Origin of the sequence: Mucilaginibacter gynuensis (genome assembly GCF_039541195.1) — a bacterium.
Lineage (GTDB): Bacteria > Bacteroidota > Bacteroidia > Sphingobacteriales > Sphingobacteriaceae > Mucilaginibacter > Mucilaginibacter gynuensis.
Genome location: NZ_BAABFT010000021.1, coordinates 1 through 14,523, shown reverse-complemented (window position 1 = coordinate 14,523; position 14,523 = coordinate 1). Strand labels below are relative to the sequence as shown.

General features: G+C 44.1%; 16 protein-coding genes. 14 read left to right on the top strand and 2 right to left on the bottom strand.

The annotated features are described in order from the left end of the window. The first annotated feature begins 20 nt into the window (after positions 1 to 20). Positions 21 to 1,052 (top strand): hypothetical protein, encoded by a 1,032-nt coding sequence (locus tag ABD894_RS24885; protein WP_345213805.1) that lies wholly within the window; start codon positions 21 to 23, stop codon positions 1,050 to 1,052. Here ABD894_RS24885 and ABD894_RS24880 read toward each other — a convergent pair. Beyond that, a complete protein-coding gene (locus tag ABD894_RS24880) occupies positions 1,045 to 1,452 on the bottom strand; it encodes a hypothetical protein (RefSeq protein WP_345213804.1) in 408 nt (135 codons plus the stop codon). The genes ABD894_RS24885 and ABD894_RS24880 overlap by 8 nt on opposite strands. Further along, positions 1,453 to 1,929, bottom strand: a complete 477-nt coding sequence (locus ABD894_RS24875) for a hypothetical protein (protein ID WP_345213803.1) — start codon at positions 1,927 to 1,929, stop codon at positions 1,453 to 1,455. 456 nt (positions 1,930 to 2,385) lie between these two features. Here ABD894_RS24875 and ABD894_RS24870 point away from each other — a divergent pair, with 456 nt between their 5' ends. From ABD894_RS24870 to ABD894_RS24810, 13 genes are all read left to right on the top strand, one after another. Next, positions 2,386 to 3,042, top strand: a complete 657-nt coding sequence (locus tag ABD894_RS24870) for a hypothetical protein (RefSeq protein ID WP_345213802.1) — start codon at positions 2,386 to 2,388, stop codon at positions 3,040 to 3,042. 20 nt (positions 3,043 to 3,062) lie between these two features. Beyond that, positions 3,063 to 3,671 (top strand): hypothetical protein, encoded by a 609-nt coding sequence (locus ABD894_RS24865; protein WP_345213801.1) that lies wholly within the window; start codon positions 3,063 to 3,065, stop codon positions 3,669 to 3,671. Positions 3,672 to 3,674: 3 nt separating this feature from the next. Further along, complete coding sequence (locus ABD894_RS24860; protein WP_345213800.1) at positions 3,675 to 4,769, top strand: major capsid protein; 1,095 nt, start codon at positions 3,675 to 3,677, stop codon at positions 4,767 to 4,769. Then, a complete protein-coding gene (locus ABD894_RS24855) occupies positions 4,769 to 5,266 on the top strand; it encodes a hypothetical protein (protein WP_345213799.1) in 498 nt (165 codons plus the stop codon). The genes ABD894_RS24860 and ABD894_RS24855 overlap by 1 nt, the downstream gene beginning before the upstream one ends. Beyond that, entirely contained in the window at positions 5,259 to 5,579 is a 321-nt protein-coding gene (locus tag ABD894_RS24850; protein WP_345213798.1) for a DUF6706 family protein, read from the top strand. The genes ABD894_RS24855 and ABD894_RS24850 overlap by 8 nt, the downstream gene beginning before the upstream one ends. A 1-nt stretch (position 5,580) precedes the next feature. Next, on the top strand, positions 5,581 to 5,904 hold the full coding sequence (locus ABD894_RS24845) for a hypothetical protein (RefSeq protein WP_345213797.1): 324 nt from the start codon (positions 5,581 to 5,583) through the stop codon (positions 5,902 to 5,904). Further along, positions 5,895 to 6,353, top strand: coding sequence for a hypothetical protein (locus tag ABD894_RS24840; RefSeq protein WP_345213796.1), 459 nt, complete (start codon positions 5,895 to 5,897; stop codon positions 6,351 to 6,353). The genes ABD894_RS24845 and ABD894_RS24840 overlap by 10 nt, the downstream gene beginning before the upstream one ends. After that, positions 6,350 to 6,775, top strand: a complete 426-nt coding sequence (locus ABD894_RS24835) for a hypothetical protein (RefSeq protein WP_345213795.1) — start codon at positions 6,350 to 6,352, stop codon at positions 6,773 to 6,775. Before ABD894_RS24840 ends, ABD894_RS24835 begins: the two co-directional genes overlap by 4 nt. Positions 6,776 to 6,786: 11 nt before the next feature. After that, on the top strand, positions 6,787 to 7,311 hold the full coding sequence (locus ABD894_RS24830; RefSeq protein WP_345213794.1) for a hypothetical protein: 525 nt from the start codon (positions 6,787 to 6,789) through the stop codon (positions 7,309 to 7,311). Positions 7,312 to 7,355: 44 nt separating this feature from the next. Then, positions 7,356 to 7,874, top strand: coding sequence for a hypothetical protein (locus ABD894_RS24825; protein ID WP_345213793.1), 519 nt, complete (start codon positions 7,356 to 7,358; stop codon positions 7,872 to 7,874). A 193-nt stretch (positions 7,875 to 8,067) separates the two neighbouring features. Continuing rightward, positions 8,068 to 12,630 carry a tape measure protein gene (locus tag ABD894_RS24820; RefSeq protein WP_345213792.1) on the top strand — a complete coding sequence of 1,521 codons (4,563 nt, stop codon included), beginning with the start codon at positions 8,068 to 8,070 and terminating at the stop codon, positions 12,628 to 12,630. A gap of 1 nt (position 12,631) precedes the next feature. Further along, entirely contained in the window at positions 12,632 to 13,147 is a 516-nt protein-coding gene (locus ABD894_RS24815) for a hypothetical protein (RefSeq protein ID WP_345213791.1), read from the top strand. 4 nt (positions 13,148 to 13,151) lie between these two features. Further along, the coding region (locus ABD894_RS24810; protein WP_345213790.1) for a hypothetical protein at positions 13,152 to 14,523 on the top strand (1,372 nt) is incomplete at its 3' end.

The window sequence follows — 14,523 nt, the reverse complement described above, 5'->3', positions numbered from 1 at the left end:
GGTTAATTTTTTATTTAAAAATGGAAAAAAAGACTGATATAAACAAAAAGTTTGAAGCCCGTCACCTGGCTAATATTAACGCTAACCAAAAGCGAATCCAAGAGGCGTATGCGAAGGCAATAAAGAAGATCTTCGATTCAACCGGTTCAATCAATCTCAAAAGCAAAACATTCAGACTTTCTGATTATCCAATACTAAACAAGGTTGTAAACGAAGCCCTGATCGAGTTTCATGGTGAGGTGATGATCACCCTGGTAAATGGCATTCGTTATGAGTGGCAACTGTCAGGCGAAAAGTTTGAGAACATTGTTGCGGCAACTTACAAGGGCGAGAAGATATCTGCTGCAACACGTGCAGTCATAGCCGATCCGCGTACTGATGCGCTCGAAGCTTTTATTGCCCGCAAAACAGCCGGGCTAACTCTTTCTGATCGAGTGTGGCGTTACACTAACCAGTTCCAGGCAGAAATAGAGCAAGGCCTTTACACTGGTATAAGTGCTGGCCAAAGCGCGGCAGCCATGGCCCGTGATCAGCAGCAATACCTGGTAAATCCGGACAAGCTATTCCGCGGGGTGAAAGATGCTGATGGCAAACTGGTTTTAAGTAAAGCAGCCAAAAAATACAAGCCCGGTCAAGGTGTGTACCGCTCCAGTTACAAAAACGCTTATCGAATGACTCGCGATGTAATTAATGATAGCTATCGCGAGGCCGATAATGAACGTTGGGATGCTACCCCCTTCGTGCTCGGTTTTGAAGTTCGACTGTCAAACAATCATCCCAAACATGATATCTGTGACTACCTGGCGGGCCTCTACCCTACTTCATTCAAGTGGACCAAGTGGCATATCCAATGTATTTGCTATGTGGTGCCGGTGATGGCTTCTCCGGCTGCGTTTAATGAATATGAGCGCGCGGTACTGGGTGGCAGTGCTGACAAATACCAGTTCAAAGGCAGGGTTAGCGATATGCCAGCTAATTTCACCTCATACGTTAAGGAAAATGCGGAGCGGTTTGAGAATTGGAAGCGGAAACCGGAATGGCTGGCTAACTAATAGTAATCTTTTGGGAGTCCATGTAGGACTTAAACGAGGTAAATAATAATGTCACTTGCTTATAATCTGCCTGTTTAGCCAGTTCCTGAATATTATGATCAACAATGCCATCATAACGCGAACTTTTAGAATAATCAAAAAGTCGCTTATATGCCTTCCAAATATTGGGAGGGAATTGCATGACTGGTTTAGCACATCTTGAGGCGTCTAAAGAATTGGCAATTTCGTGATGAGTATCACCTATGTTTTTTTTCCGTTCTTTTGCAAGCGCCTTAAGTAAATGGATTGCAATATAAAACGTAATGGTTATTTTCCAATCAAAAAAGCGATCGTCAAAGTTAGCTTCAACGCAATTCAGAAAATTTTTATTATGTGACGCCTGGTTTAGATATTGATTCATTTATAAAACATTCAGTGGCTCAAGCTCGTTCACTGCTCCCTCTGCTTCTAACGGAAGGAAAGTGATATTAACGGGCAAAACGTTATCAATTTGCAATGCTTCATATTGATCTAAAAATTCAAAGAAAACTTCCCTATTTTCAAAATTGTCGTCTTTAAGGATTAAAAAATAATTTAACCCTGTTGGGGTGTTATACTTGTAAACCGCAATTAAGAGATCTTTTTTTGCCTCTAAATAACTGATTACATAACCATTCACCATGCCGACTAACTCTTCATGGTCCCTTTTTAAAGTTTCAATCCTATAGGTGAAAGGATCCTTAGCTAAACGTTCAATCATTTGGGCTAAAGCTGTTTTAGTTCCTAATGGAAGTAAGGCCTGAGACAAGGCGGCGTTTCCCTCCACCTCGTTTAATACGAATGAAACAAAGCCATCTATATTGGCTGGGATTTGTTTGTCAAATTTTACTGTACTCATGGCATAGAAAAAGGCTAACCCATAAAAGTGGATCAGCCAGTTTGTTTGTTTGAATACAAAAATAGAAATGTAATTCGAATTGTTTTAATTGTTGACCACCTCATTAGTTGGGTAAATAAATAAAGCCTTGTCAAGATATAGAGAATATAAACTTTTGTTTATAGTGGCCATTTTCGGCCCTTCTAATACCACTTTGTGAATGAATGAATGAACCATGACCAGTTATATAAAATAATCTAATACAAACGCTCTCAAGTAATGTAATGCGAATTCAAAAAAAGAATTTTTTAAAAGATAACTTATTATATATGACATTTAAATGACAATTCTACAATCATATTTTACCATCTGTCTTCAAAAAAGTAGACTGAGCCTCGAATCTACTTAATATAAAAATCACATTCAACCCTCCCCCGTAATTTTATAGCATTCAAAACACACAGCTAAAATTTTAGTATGCCAAAAGAATTATTGAAGCGCAAACTGGTTGAAAAATACCCGGGTGAGCTTAAAAAATTAACTCCTAAAGGACAGGAATTATTGGTGGAAAAGCTTGACACCAAACTGACTGCCGAGGACGAGGTAGAGGACTTCGTTAACGGACTCGAAAACACAATCGGAATCTTTGTCGATGTAGTAGTATCTGAATCAGACAGGCGTGTTAGGGAAGCCAGTACAAAGCCAAAAGGCAAAACCGGTACCGAAACAACAGAGGGTGATGAAGACACCAACAAAGGCAAAGGCGGGTCGGAACAAGAAGACGTTCCATCCTGGGCAAAGGGGCTGATGACTTCAGTACAGTCATTACAGCAACAATTAGCGCAGGAAAAAGGCAAAAACACATTGAATGATCTGGTAGCAGCTGCAAAAGCTAAGGGTATCCCTGAAAGGCTTGCAAGCAAATATGTTATCGGTGAAACCTATGATCAGGAAGCTGCCTTAACGGAACTTGAAGCGGATTGGGCCGATATCAAGCAATTTAATGTCAACAGCTCGGCCGGTGATGGTAGAACGCCATCAAGCAGCGGCGCCGGGGGCACTAAAGATGTTTCAGCAGCTATCAAAAGCTTTGCAAAAGCAAATGTGGAAGCTGCAAAAGTACCCACGAAGTAATTAATTTAATTATCAAAATCATGTCTGGACTCGGATATAAAAGAACTTTCAGCACTGGAGACATTCCTGTGTTTCAAGGCAGTGGAAAAGATATCCAATTAGCTCAGGGTGGCTTTTTGCTTGACGTAACCGGTTTAGTTGCCGGCGCTGTCATCAAAGCAGGAACTCCCCTAACCTATGACGAATCTACCAGGAAAGCCAAGCCGCTTACAACCTCTCTCATAGTAGAGAATGCGGCAGGTGGCGCTACAAGCTATAGAATAGCTAAAGGCAGCCGCTTCAAGGTTGGCGACAATCTCGCGGCCGTAGCAGGTGGCGCAGCCTACCCTATCACAACTATCGATACATCAAATGCAAACTACGATATTGTTACCGTTGGTACCACTATCGGCGCATTAAACGCAAGTGCTTTGGTGTATGGATCATCTGCAACCGGCGCTAACAATTCTTCGTTTGGCGGGGTAAATGGTTTGCTGTATCGCGACCAGGTTGTTGCCGATGGTGAAAGCTGCTCGGTAGTAATCGGCGCAATTGTGTATGCACGTCGTGTGCCATATTCGGCCGCGCTGGAAGCTGCTCTGGCTGCATCGTCACCGAAAACCAAATTCACTTATTCTCAATCTTACTAAAAAGTGGCAGTAGTAGCATCACTATTTGGAAACTTGGCCGAGGGCCAAAATATCCAAGCCTTAATTGACGATCAAATACAGCTGCTTTACGGGCGCTCTATCTGGCGCCAATATCTTGATTGGGGCTTACCTCAAGTAGAAATGACCTTTGCCACAGCAATTGGCCGTTCACGCATCGAGGCAGCCGCGTCAATCGTTGATCCGGATTCACCAGCACCTTTAAGGAGCCGTGCGGCCCTTGAAAAGCTGGAAGGTAAAATCCCGGCAATGAAAGAAAAGTTTTCCCTTAACCAGGATGACTATCGTAAGCTAAAAGCATTGCAAAGCCTGCCTATCTCTGATGAGCAAAAGCTTAACATGCTGATCAAAAAGCTTTGGAACGATGTGGAGAACGCCGCAACTTCAACAGATCGCCGTATTGATATCATGTTTTTGCAAGGTATATCAACCTTCGCCATTGATGTTAACGTGATCAATAACCCGGATGGTGCGGTTTTCGGTTCAGTGCCGTTGTTAGCGAAAGCCGATCAAAAACGAACTGTTGAAAAAGTGTGGACCGATCCGGCCGCAGATCCTTTTGCCGACATTCGCGACCTTGTTCGCTATGCAGGCGCAACTGGCCGCTCATTCGCGGAGATTTGGATTGATGAATCACTATGGTTTGCGCTTCAAAACCTCACTGCCGTTAAACAGGCCCTGTCAGGGTATCAAAATCCCGGCAGCAACGCCAAGTTCATAGTTACACTTGACCGTGTTAATGAGTTCTTAGGTGCTAACCGTTGGCCACAATTAAAAGTTGTCAATGAGCGCCGCGGCATTGAAAAGGATGGAAAGATTGAAACAATCAATCCGTTTAAGGTTGAGAATCTGGTATTCGTTCCGGCCGGTAAGTTAGGTATAGTGCACAACGCTATATCTATCGAGAACTGGGAGCCGGTGCAAGGAATCAACTACGCCAATTATGATCGTACCATCGTATCTAAATGGCGCGATAACGATCCTTGGCGCGAGTTTACCCAGGCAGAGTTGAACGCCTTCCCTGCTCTTGAGCAGATCGATGGCATATTCATATTGCAAACCGACGTACCGACCGCATAATGGACGAAAATAAAACTCAAGGAGCGTCAGCGCAAGGCGCAGGTGCTCCTGAAAATAAAAGCGCCGGCAACACATCTGAGCAAACTGTAAACAAATCAGCCGCGGAAACTAATGTTCGCCCAAGCTGGATTGATGAGGTATTGGCTTCAAACAATTCGGTTATTGAATCAAATAATGCTTTGATTGATGCAATAGGCGCATTCCGCGAATCAGCCGGTACCATTGTGGAGGAGGTAGTTAAACAGGCTCAATCTGCCATATTAACCGCCAATACCGAACCGCTGGTAGTTCGTGAGCTTCCGAAGGTTAAAAGCAAAGCCAAATATGTAGTGTCTAAAGGCAAGAAATTTCAGGACAAAGACAATTCTGAAGTTGAATATACCGAGGGATACGACATCACCCACATTGGTAAAGACAGGATTGCAAACCTGTTGAGCCAGGGCATCATTGAAGAGGCTAAAAAAGGCGGCGACGCTGAAGAGGAAGACGATGACTAAAAAAGAAGCTTTAATTGCAGTTGTATCACTGCCAGACCTTTCGGACTTTGAACTCCAAAAAGCATTAATCGACAATGATGTTGCGGACGGGGAGTATTCAAAAGCTGACGGGAAAAGCATAGATATGGCTGCAATTGATATTCTGCAAAACCGGATTAAGGTTGCGTCAGAGTCAGAAGGTAGTTTTAGCATCAGCTTTAATATTGAAGGTGCAAAAGCCCAGGTATTAGCGCTTGCCCGCAAACATGGCCTAACAGATCTTGTAGCATCACTAACCGGCCAGCCAGTGATAACCTCCAAAGAACTTTGGTGATATGATTCGCAAACGTCCGCATACCTTAAAATATGTTTCAAAGGGCGATGTTCCCATACAGGATGGTGATGGTAATTGGATACCAGGTACCGCCGGAGAGAGCGTTGAATTAGGTTGCAGATACGAGCCAAACGGGGCAGGTCGTTCCATAAATGGCACGGATGGAACAGTTGTCATTTATAATGGCATTGTTTATCTGCCATCACGCAGCGACGCTATACCATTCGGCATAACGGTAGAGGTATTTGAGGGAGATGAGAAGATTGCATCAGGATCAGTGCTTCGCTTTTCAAAAGGGCAAATGAATTGCCGGCTATGGGTATAAAAGCTCGTTTTACAAAAGATGATGTTCGCCGAATGGTCGAACAAAAAGAGGCGCTGATTGAGCAGGCCATCATCAACCGGCTTTCGTACATCGGTGAAACCTTCGTAAGAAATGCCCGGGAAAAAGGCACCTACAATGACGTTACCGGTAACCTGCGAAGCTCGATCGGGTTTGTGGTTTTAAGATACGGGAAGATCGTAAAACAGAACTTTGAAAGAGCTGGCAGAGGCAAAAAGAGCGGTCAGGGCGTTGATCAGGCGAAGAGCTTTATCAATGAACTTAAAACAAGCTTTTTACAAGGTTATACGCTACTGGTAGTCGCCGGTATGGATTACGCAGCTGCTGTAGAAAGCCGCGGCAAAGATGTACTAACAGCAAGCTCACTTATTGCAAAGGCCGATTTAAAAAGGGCAATAAAAGAACTTAAGAATAACATTCGGAACTCATGACAAGAACCTCTTTAGATGCAGTAACACTCTTATACAAGCATGTAAAAGAAAGTGAACTCATCACCGGGGCCAAAAGGGTAAACGGTGGGTTGTACAAAGGCAAGCGGCCGATCAATTCAACAAAGGAAGATGTTGTAATCAATAGCCTGCCTTTGAATTATGCCCAGCTTCAGGAAGGCGTTTTAAACATGAACATTTATGTTCGGAATTTAACGCTTACCCTCAGCGGGGTTACCGATAATACCCAGCCAGATCTTGCCAGGTTAAGCGAGCTTACTGCAATAGCCATTGATTTTGTTCGCGAGATTGATGGCCCGGATGCCGAATACACTTTTGCACTTCAACAAGACAATCTTATTGAGGGCGACAACAATGATCACTACGTGAATTTACGAATTGAGTTTTATTCAACTAATATTTAAAAACTAACAAAATGGCAAAATCATTAAAAGGCTATAAGTCATTTAAACTTGGTGCTATCGCAAACGATGGCGGCATGGGCACAGTCTTAACAGCGTTGGGCACCACTGTAAAAGGTAGTGTGAATGCCGTAACCAGTGAAGGAACCACACAGGATTTCTTCATTGAAGAACAATCACAGGCCTATGAAAGCACTGTAACCGAAGAGCCGCAACTTTCTGGTGTCGTGGAAATTTACGACGTCGATCCGGATACGATCGTTAAAGTAATTCCCGGTACCGTAACCTCCGTTGGCTCGGGTGCAAACAAAAAGAAAGTCTTCACCCCTACCTCGCCGTTTGTTCCGTTGGAACTTTCTGGAGAGCTGGAAAGCAAAAACGGCACCATACTTTCAGTAGTGCGTATGCAGCTTGTGAGCGTACTAAACCTGCAATTTCAGGATGCTGAACTTGGTAAGATCACTATTAACTGGAAAGCGTTAGCGCCTAACAAACCGGCAACATCAGCTTATCAATTATCGGTACCTGACCCAGCCTAATCACCCACTGCAAGCCCATAACCGGGCTTGCATAAATCTTAGTTATGGAGCAAAAAGAAGTTCTGAATGAAGCCGAGGAACTTTTAAAAGTTGCTGAAGCGGTAACAGGCAGGCCGGTGATTGTTGAAATTGATTTTCAAATACCGATAACTCATAACGGTATCCGGGTGCGTAAGCTCAAGTTTGCCATACGACCAATTACCGTAGGCAACCTTTACAGGATATCGGGAATGGTTAAAAAGATTCCGGATGGCTTGATTGAGGGCACAGCCGTTCAGATTCTGGCTGACATACATGAGCATATTGATAAGCTTGTTTACATCGCGGCGGTTGGCATTCAAAACGACGAAAACGAGCCGACTCCCGATCTGCTTGACCTGGTTAAAAAGTTCGATCTGGAGGATATCCATTCAGTGGTACAGATAGTCCTTTCCCAGATCAACCTTAAAAGTTTTATAAGCTCTATCATCTTGATAAAAGGCGCCGACATTCTGCAAAGAAGAAAGGCAAAAGAAAAGATGAGCCCGATAAGACCAGCGGAGACAATAGCCCCTGGAGAATAATTGGTGCATACCGGAAATACTTTAAGTGTAGCCTTCACGAAGTTCTATGGCAGATCAGTTGGCAGAACTTTCAAATGGACCTTGCAAGCATTCCGGAATATAAATCACCAAAGAAAAAAGACAGCAAAAAGAATACAGCTCACGAGCTGATCGCGAATAATCCCAAACTAAAGGGACTTGAAGAATTTTAAAAATGGGCGTAAGCGTTTTAGGTGGACCTTTAAGTTTTGATGCTACCATCAATGGCAGCCAGTTTCAACAGCAAATCAAAGCTATTGAACGGGACCTGAATCGCCTGGCATCTACTACAGAAGAAAGAGGCGCTGAACTGGATAATATCTTTAAAAAGGCAGCGGTATCAGCAGCATCATTTTTCAGTATACAGCAGGCAGCTGGATTCGTAAACCAACTGATCCAAGTTAGAGGCGAGTTTGAGCAGCTCGAAGTTGCTTATTCTACCATGCTTCAAAGCAAGCAACGCGGCGATGCGTTGTTTCGCGAAACAATCCAATTAGCGGCCACAACCCCTTTTAACCTTACTGAAGTTGCGAAAAGCACTAAGCAATTGCTTGCCTATGGTGTGGCTGCCGGCGATGTGACCGAAACCTTGCGGATGTTGGGTAACGTTGCTGCCGGTGTTTCGGCACCGATCGGCGATATCGCATACTTGTATGGCACTCTAAAAACACAGGGCCGCGCTTACATGATGGATATCCGCCAGTTTACCGGTCGCGGTATCCCTATTATCCAGGAACTGGCAAAACAGTTTGGTGTAACGGATTCAGAGGTAAATAAATTGGTTGAGTCCGGAAGAGTTGGTTTCCCTGAAGTGGAGAAAGCGTTCAAAAGCCTCACCGGCCAAGGCGGTATTTTCTTCAATTTAATGGAGGAACAGAGTAAAACGCTAACTGGCCGCTTAAGTAATTTGCAGGATGCCTTTGATCAAATGCTGAATGAAATCGGCAAGAGCAATCAGGATATATTAGGTGGCGGCATTTCGCTTGCTGCAAACTTGGTTGACAATTACCGCATCTTACTTGATGTGTTACGCGATATCGTGGTGGCCTACGGTGTTTACAAAACCGCGGTATTGGTTGAAACTGCCTACACTGCCGTTGCTGCTAACGTAAAAGCATTGAAAGCCGAACGTGTAGCTGTGATCGAGCTTGCTGTAGACAAACAAAAAGCTGCCGGCCAGGATCTTTATAACGCTACTATTGCTAAACAAGCAGCAGTTGAGCGTTACCGGGCAGATACAGCTGCATTGATAGCATCTAAAGAAAGGCTTGCACTCGCACAAGCGGAAAATGCCGCGGCCGCTGCCAACATCAATTCTACCAATAAAGTTACGGCTGCAAAGAATCTGCAAGTTGCTGCCAGCCAAGTTTTAAAAGCTGAAGAAACTGCCGAAATAAGCAGGAAGGCCGCGCTTACAGCCGCGGGTGAGGTTTATTCAAAAACTTTAGCAGTACAAACAGCGACCAAACAGGCTGCAACTGTAGCAACTACCACGCTCACTACAGCGCAAGCTTTAAGCGCAGGTGCTACTAACCTACTATCGGCAGCATGGTTAAAGCTGACCAATTTTCTCAAAGCCAATCCGTTTATTGCAGTTGCAGTTGCGGCGGCCGCATTTTATCATCTTATCAGCCAGCTTAATGCTGAAACGGAAAGCCTGACAGTAACCACAACCGGTTACCTATCGGAACTTCAAAAAGAGCGCGATAGGCTGAAAGATGTTGTTGACCAGGCTAAAATCGCTACAGCGGGCTCAAAGGAACGGAAAGATGCCATCAAAAAAATTAATGATGAATATGGCACGTACCTGCCTAATCTACTCCAAGATGCAGCCACCAATAAAGACCTTGCTGATGCATATGATTTATTAAACGGCAAGATCAGGGATAATCTTGATTTGCGCTTCAGGCAAAAGAACGTTGATAAAGCGAATGAAACTTACAAAGCAATCGCTGATCCTGCTTTCGATGAGTTGATGGAACAAATCAGGGGCGCCGGTAAAACTACGAACTTTGCGCAGGCAAGTAAAGATGCCGAAAAGGTAGTTGATCAGCTTGCTAAGCTTTATGACAAACGTCGCGAGCAACTAAACCAAGCAAAAGATCTTACTGCTATAAATGCTGAAATACTTAAAACGACACAAAGCTTCAACAAAAAGTACGGCATAAACCAAGGCGCGTTTGATAATGTCTTCGGCAACGTTGGTGAGATAGCGGCGGCCCGTTCAAGGCAAAACGAAATGATCCAGAAAACCACGGATCGTTTTGGAAATAAGCCAGAGGCAACCAAAGAAAAGAAGCTTACAAAGGAGCAACAAGCAGAGCTTGATCGAATGAATCGTTTTCAGGAGGGCTTGAAAGATGCCTTCAAGAACTTCGATCAGCTGATGAAGGATGCCCGTGGCAAAACGAACTTCGAGAAGATCCAGGAAGCGTTAAGAAATAAAAGTGCGGAGCTGACCGCTACCCTCGCTCCTGACGAAAAGCAAATCAACGCCATCAATGGCCGCTTGAAGACAGTGGCTGTACAACTCGACAAGTACGAGGTAAAAAGCGATAAAAAAGCTGAGGATAAACTTAAGAATGATCAGCAGCGCTTTTTAAAGGATTTGGCTGATCAGGAACTGGATACCCGTATTAAAGGCATGACCAAAAACGAGGGTGAGCTTACCCGCCTTCGTGAAAAGTTTGACAAGCAGCGCGCTGAAGCCAATAAGCTTAAACTTGGCGATGGTGTAATTAAGCGCATCAATAACGAGGAACGTGCAGCCACCGGTACCATTAAGGAAGAGCAAGAAGTTGAAGCGCTCAAAAAAACTATTGAGCAGAAAAAAGCTGCTTATGGTGAGTATGAGAACTGGAAAAAAACACTGGATAGGAAATCGGCTGATGAACAGTTTGCCGATCTGTTGAAATCCGGCGCAAGCTACAAGGATTATCTTACAAACCTTGCAGCAACATTGCCTAAAGGCGCATTAAGCACAGCATATGAAGGATTAGCCGATACAGTTAAAAAAGAGCAGAATGAGGTTTCCAAGGGTGAAGCAGGCCAATATTTAGATTTGCGAAAACAAGCTCAATCCTATCAGGCTAAGCGCTTAGAAATTGTCAAAAATGGCATTGCTGATGCCGAAAAGCTTAGGCAAAAGGGGTATAGTGCAGAGGCGGATCAGCAACTTAAAAATGTCCAAGATCAATTAACCGATTTGGATGTTGAAAATGTAAAAAAGCTTGATTCATATCAGGAGCTGTTTGACGGAATACACTTCTTATCGAATAAAAGGGCAAAACAAGACGTTGCAGATGTTAAGGCATATATAGATAAAGCGCTTGCTAACAAAGAAATAACGCAGAAAGCCTACGACAAGATTAATAATCAGCTGGAGGATTTCAAAATTGATCGAAAAAATAAAATTCCTCAAGAGTTAAAAGTAATTGCATCTGGGTTTAGCAATCTGGCCACAGAAGTTGGAAAGTTCGATCAGGGGTTGGGGAATGCGCTTGCTACTCTGGGCAACATAGTAAGTAGCGTAGCCGATATCAAAACAAACTTCGATTTGCTTAACAGCAAGGATACCGATTTCTTAGGCAAGATATCTGCCGGATTCGGATTAGTTGGTGCCGGCATCAGTGTTATATCAACAGTAGCCTCATTATTTGGCGGCAACGATGCACAAAAGCAATACCAGTCTGATTTGCAGCTTAAGCAAATGGAGGCGATCAATAAGGCGCTTGAAAGGCAGCTGGCATTGACTAAGGATATTTATGGCCCGGGCAGGTTAGATGCTTACAAAAAAAATCTGGCCGATATTGAAAAAGCACAGCTTGACGCGCAAGCAAAGTTAAGCGGCCGACTTTCGTTCACCGGTATCAAATCGCTGGATGACGAAATAGCAAAATTCAACAACGGGGAAGGGTATGACAGCTGGATACTTACCCAGAAAACTATTAAGCAGCTCAATGAAAAGGGTTTTAAGCTGGATGGCAGTACTCCTATTGAACAATTACAGGACTTAATGAATTCTGGTAAGTTGGATGAACAAACAGCTGCTATAGTGCAGAACCTTATTGATCTGGGTGATAAATCGAAAGAGACTTTTGAACAGATGCAGTTGGATATTGCCGGCATCGACTTTAGAGGCCTGAACAATTCCATCAAATCAGTATTTGAAAGCGGCGAGACATCAGTGGAAAAATTTGCCGATGCCATTGAAAGCAGCATCAGATCGGCTTTCGCCAATGCTTTCCAAAGAAAAGAGGTAGAGGAGGCGATGAAACCTTTCTACGATCAATTATTGAAAGCCGGCGATGACGGTGTATTCACTCAAGAGGAGATTGATCAGCTTCGTGATCAGAAAGACAAGATCGCCGCGATCCTCGCAGAACGCGCGAAGGCATACGAAGCGATCATCGGTAAAGATGGCGACGCTCAAAACTCATTACAGGGAGGCATCAAAGCGAGTTTAACTGAAGATACGGGCGGGCTAATCGTTGGGCAGTTTAACGGGCTTAGGCTTATCAGCATCGAGTCACTAAGCCTCGCCAAACAACAAGCTGCATCGATGGCCGATTTCATTCAACATGTGATGGATAGCAACGTGAGGAAGATCGCCTTGCTTGAGCAGATTGAGGTTAATACAAGGCCAATTAGCCGATTAGAGAATATTGAAAAATCATTAGCAAGCATAGATAGAAAAGTTAACGCAACTGCTAACGGATTAGCAGCAAACGGAAGATAACATGTCAGCAGCATCAGGATTATATAGCATAGATGGTCAAGACTGGTTTGACACTTATGGTTTCGCAGTAGCATCAGGAAGCGATGACTTTCTGAAATTTCCAGAGCGTAAGCCGCCCCCATCCAAAAGCTGGGACGATGAGCATGGAATCGATGTTGACCTGACTGAACCGTTTTTTAAAGAAAAAGAGATCAGTATCGGCGGTGCCATATTCGCGCAAAACGAGGATGACTTCTGGCTAAAATATAAAGCCATGTTCACCATGCTTTCAAAGCCGGGTACCCGAAGAATGTATGTCAACGAACTTGGCCGATCATTTTATATCTACTACCAGGCATGCACGGCATTCACCAGGTTAACGAGGATCAAAAACGACAACCGTGGTAAGGTGAGATGTGATTACACATTGAAGTTTATCGAACCGATACCGAGCTTCTGGAAACAATTTAAATACCTGACCGACAAGGACGGCAATTACATAGTAACAAAGCAAAATAATAAAATTTTAATCCCTTAAAACCATGGATGATACTAACGAAGATATTAAAATGCCCGACTTTCCAGTATCGGGAACAATTACAGGGCTATCGAAAATCATGGGGCTTAACGACGATGGCAATACAGTGCTTTTTGAAGCTATCCGTCTTCGAGGCAATAGCCGCGGCCCCGCCTATACCAATATTAACCCTGAAAACCCTCTGTTGAATGATTATTACGATCTGCAAGAACCGGGTGTGTACCTGCATCTGCCGAAAGCTGACGGCACGCCAATTCAAGTAACGGTGCCGGTGGCCGGTTATGGCACGATCAGCGCTAAAGCGTACTATGATGGCCAGTACTGGGAGCTCGCTCAAAAGGACGTGCTTTTGCCCGTTGTCGATGTTGAGCCACTTATTGAAGAGGTTGCAGCAGTTAACCAAGTAATTCAAACACAAGATTTACCGGCTGGTATCAGCGCAATATTCCGTAGTGGCAGTAAAGTAAATGCACAAATCAAAACCGGTGGCGAATTTGAGTTTGCTAAGGCCATCATACATGAGCTTCAGCTATTAAACCCGCTATTGCTTGACAACCTTAATATTGATAACGGTTTTCGTATTGTAGCAAACCCGGCTGTGCGTGGTCTGGCCATAGTTGATTCCAAAAACCGGGCAATATTGCATTTTGATGAAAATATGCGATTGCAGACTTTGCCACCGCTTGTGAAGCCATCTGATTTATATATCCCTGCTGAAAGGGTAATGATTGAGGGCGACGGTCAAAGCAATTCCGTTGCTGCCCGCGCAACGCCTCCGTTATCAATTGTGCCGGAAGGTAATGCAGAAATGTTCAATAGTGGCGTAAGGACACAAGATGTAACTGACCCTGCTTTGCGGTATACAAGCATAGTGCCTTTGATCGAAGCGGCCAGCCCTGACGGTAGCTTGGGAGAAACCAGTTTGACGAGCTTAACGAGGAACTTGGCAGCCTCATTGCTGAAAAGCACCGGGCTTACAACGGCTGATTTGGGATTTTCCATGTTTGTTTCGGCACCTGGTGAAACCGGCAGAAGCTTGGCAAACTTAGATGTGGGGTCCTCCTATTTCACACGTGGTATTACAGATGTTCAAAAAGCAAAGGAGTTTTCTGTTGCACAAAATAAAACCTTTGCAATGATAGCTGTATGCTGGAAGCAAGGCGAGCAGGATATGACGTTGGGTACTACGATTACCGATTATAAAACAAGACTTACGGCTTATATAGCCAGCAAACGAGCGGCTATAAAAGCGGCTTCCGGCCAAACCTTTGATCCAATCTATGTCATTTGGCAAGTTGCGTCACATAATGGGCGTAATGTCGATACCGGCAACTATCCAACGATTGCACTGGCGCACGAAGAGGTAGCAAACACGG

Bases quoted from the DNA above. Each gene is read 5' to 3' on its own strand.
- ABD894_RS24820 (WP_345213792.1), top strand. From the start codon at position 8,068: ATGGGCGTAAGCGTTTTAGGTGGACCTTTAAGTTTTGATGCTACCATC.
- ABD894_RS24840 (WP_345213796.1), top strand. From the start codon at position 5,895: ATGGGTATAAAAGCTCGTTTTACAAAAGATGATGTTCGCCGAATGGTC.
- ABD894_RS24845 (WP_345213797.1), top strand. From the start codon at position 5,581: ATGATTCGCAAACGTCCGCATACCTTAAAATATGTTTCAAAGGGCGAT.
- ABD894_RS24830 (WP_345213794.1), top strand. From the start codon at position 6,787: ATGGCAAAATCATTAAAAGGCTATAAGTCATTTAAACTTGGTGCTATC.
- ABD894_RS24880 (WP_345213804.1), bottom strand. From the start codon at position 1,452: ATGAATCAATATCTAAACCAGGCGTCACATAATAAAAATTTTCTGAAT.
- ABD894_RS24835 (WP_345213795.1), top strand. From the start codon at position 6,350: ATGACAAGAACCTCTTTAGATGCAGTAACACTCTTATACAAGCATGTA.
- ABD894_RS24865 (WP_345213801.1), top strand. From the start codon at position 3,063: ATGTCTGGACTCGGATATAAAAGAACTTTCAGCACTGGAGACATTCCT.
- ABD894_RS24815 (WP_345213791.1), top strand. From the start codon at position 12,632: ATGTCAGCAGCATCAGGATTATATAGCATAGATGGTCAAGACTGGTTT.
- ABD894_RS24855 (WP_345213799.1), top strand. From the start codon at position 4,769: ATGGACGAAAATAAAACTCAAGGAGCGTCAGCGCAAGGCGCAGGTGCT.
- ABD894_RS24870 (WP_345213802.1), top strand. From the start codon at position 2,386: ATGCCAAAAGAATTATTGAAGCGCAAACTGGTTGAAAAATACCCGGGT.
- ABD894_RS24885 (WP_345213805.1), top strand. From the start codon at position 21: ATGGAAAAAAAGACTGATATAAACAAAAAGTTTGAAGCCCGTCACCTG.
- ABD894_RS24825 (WP_345213793.1), top strand. From the start codon at position 7,356: ATGGAGCAAAAAGAAGTTCTGAATGAAGCCGAGGAACTTTTAAAAGTT.
- ABD894_RS24850 (WP_345213798.1), top strand. From the start codon at position 5,259: ATGACTAAAAAAGAAGCTTTAATTGCAGTTGTATCACTGCCAGACCTT.
- ABD894_RS24875 (WP_345213803.1), bottom strand. From the start codon at position 1,929: ATGAGTACAGTAAAATTTGACAAACAAATCCCAGCCAATATAGATGGC.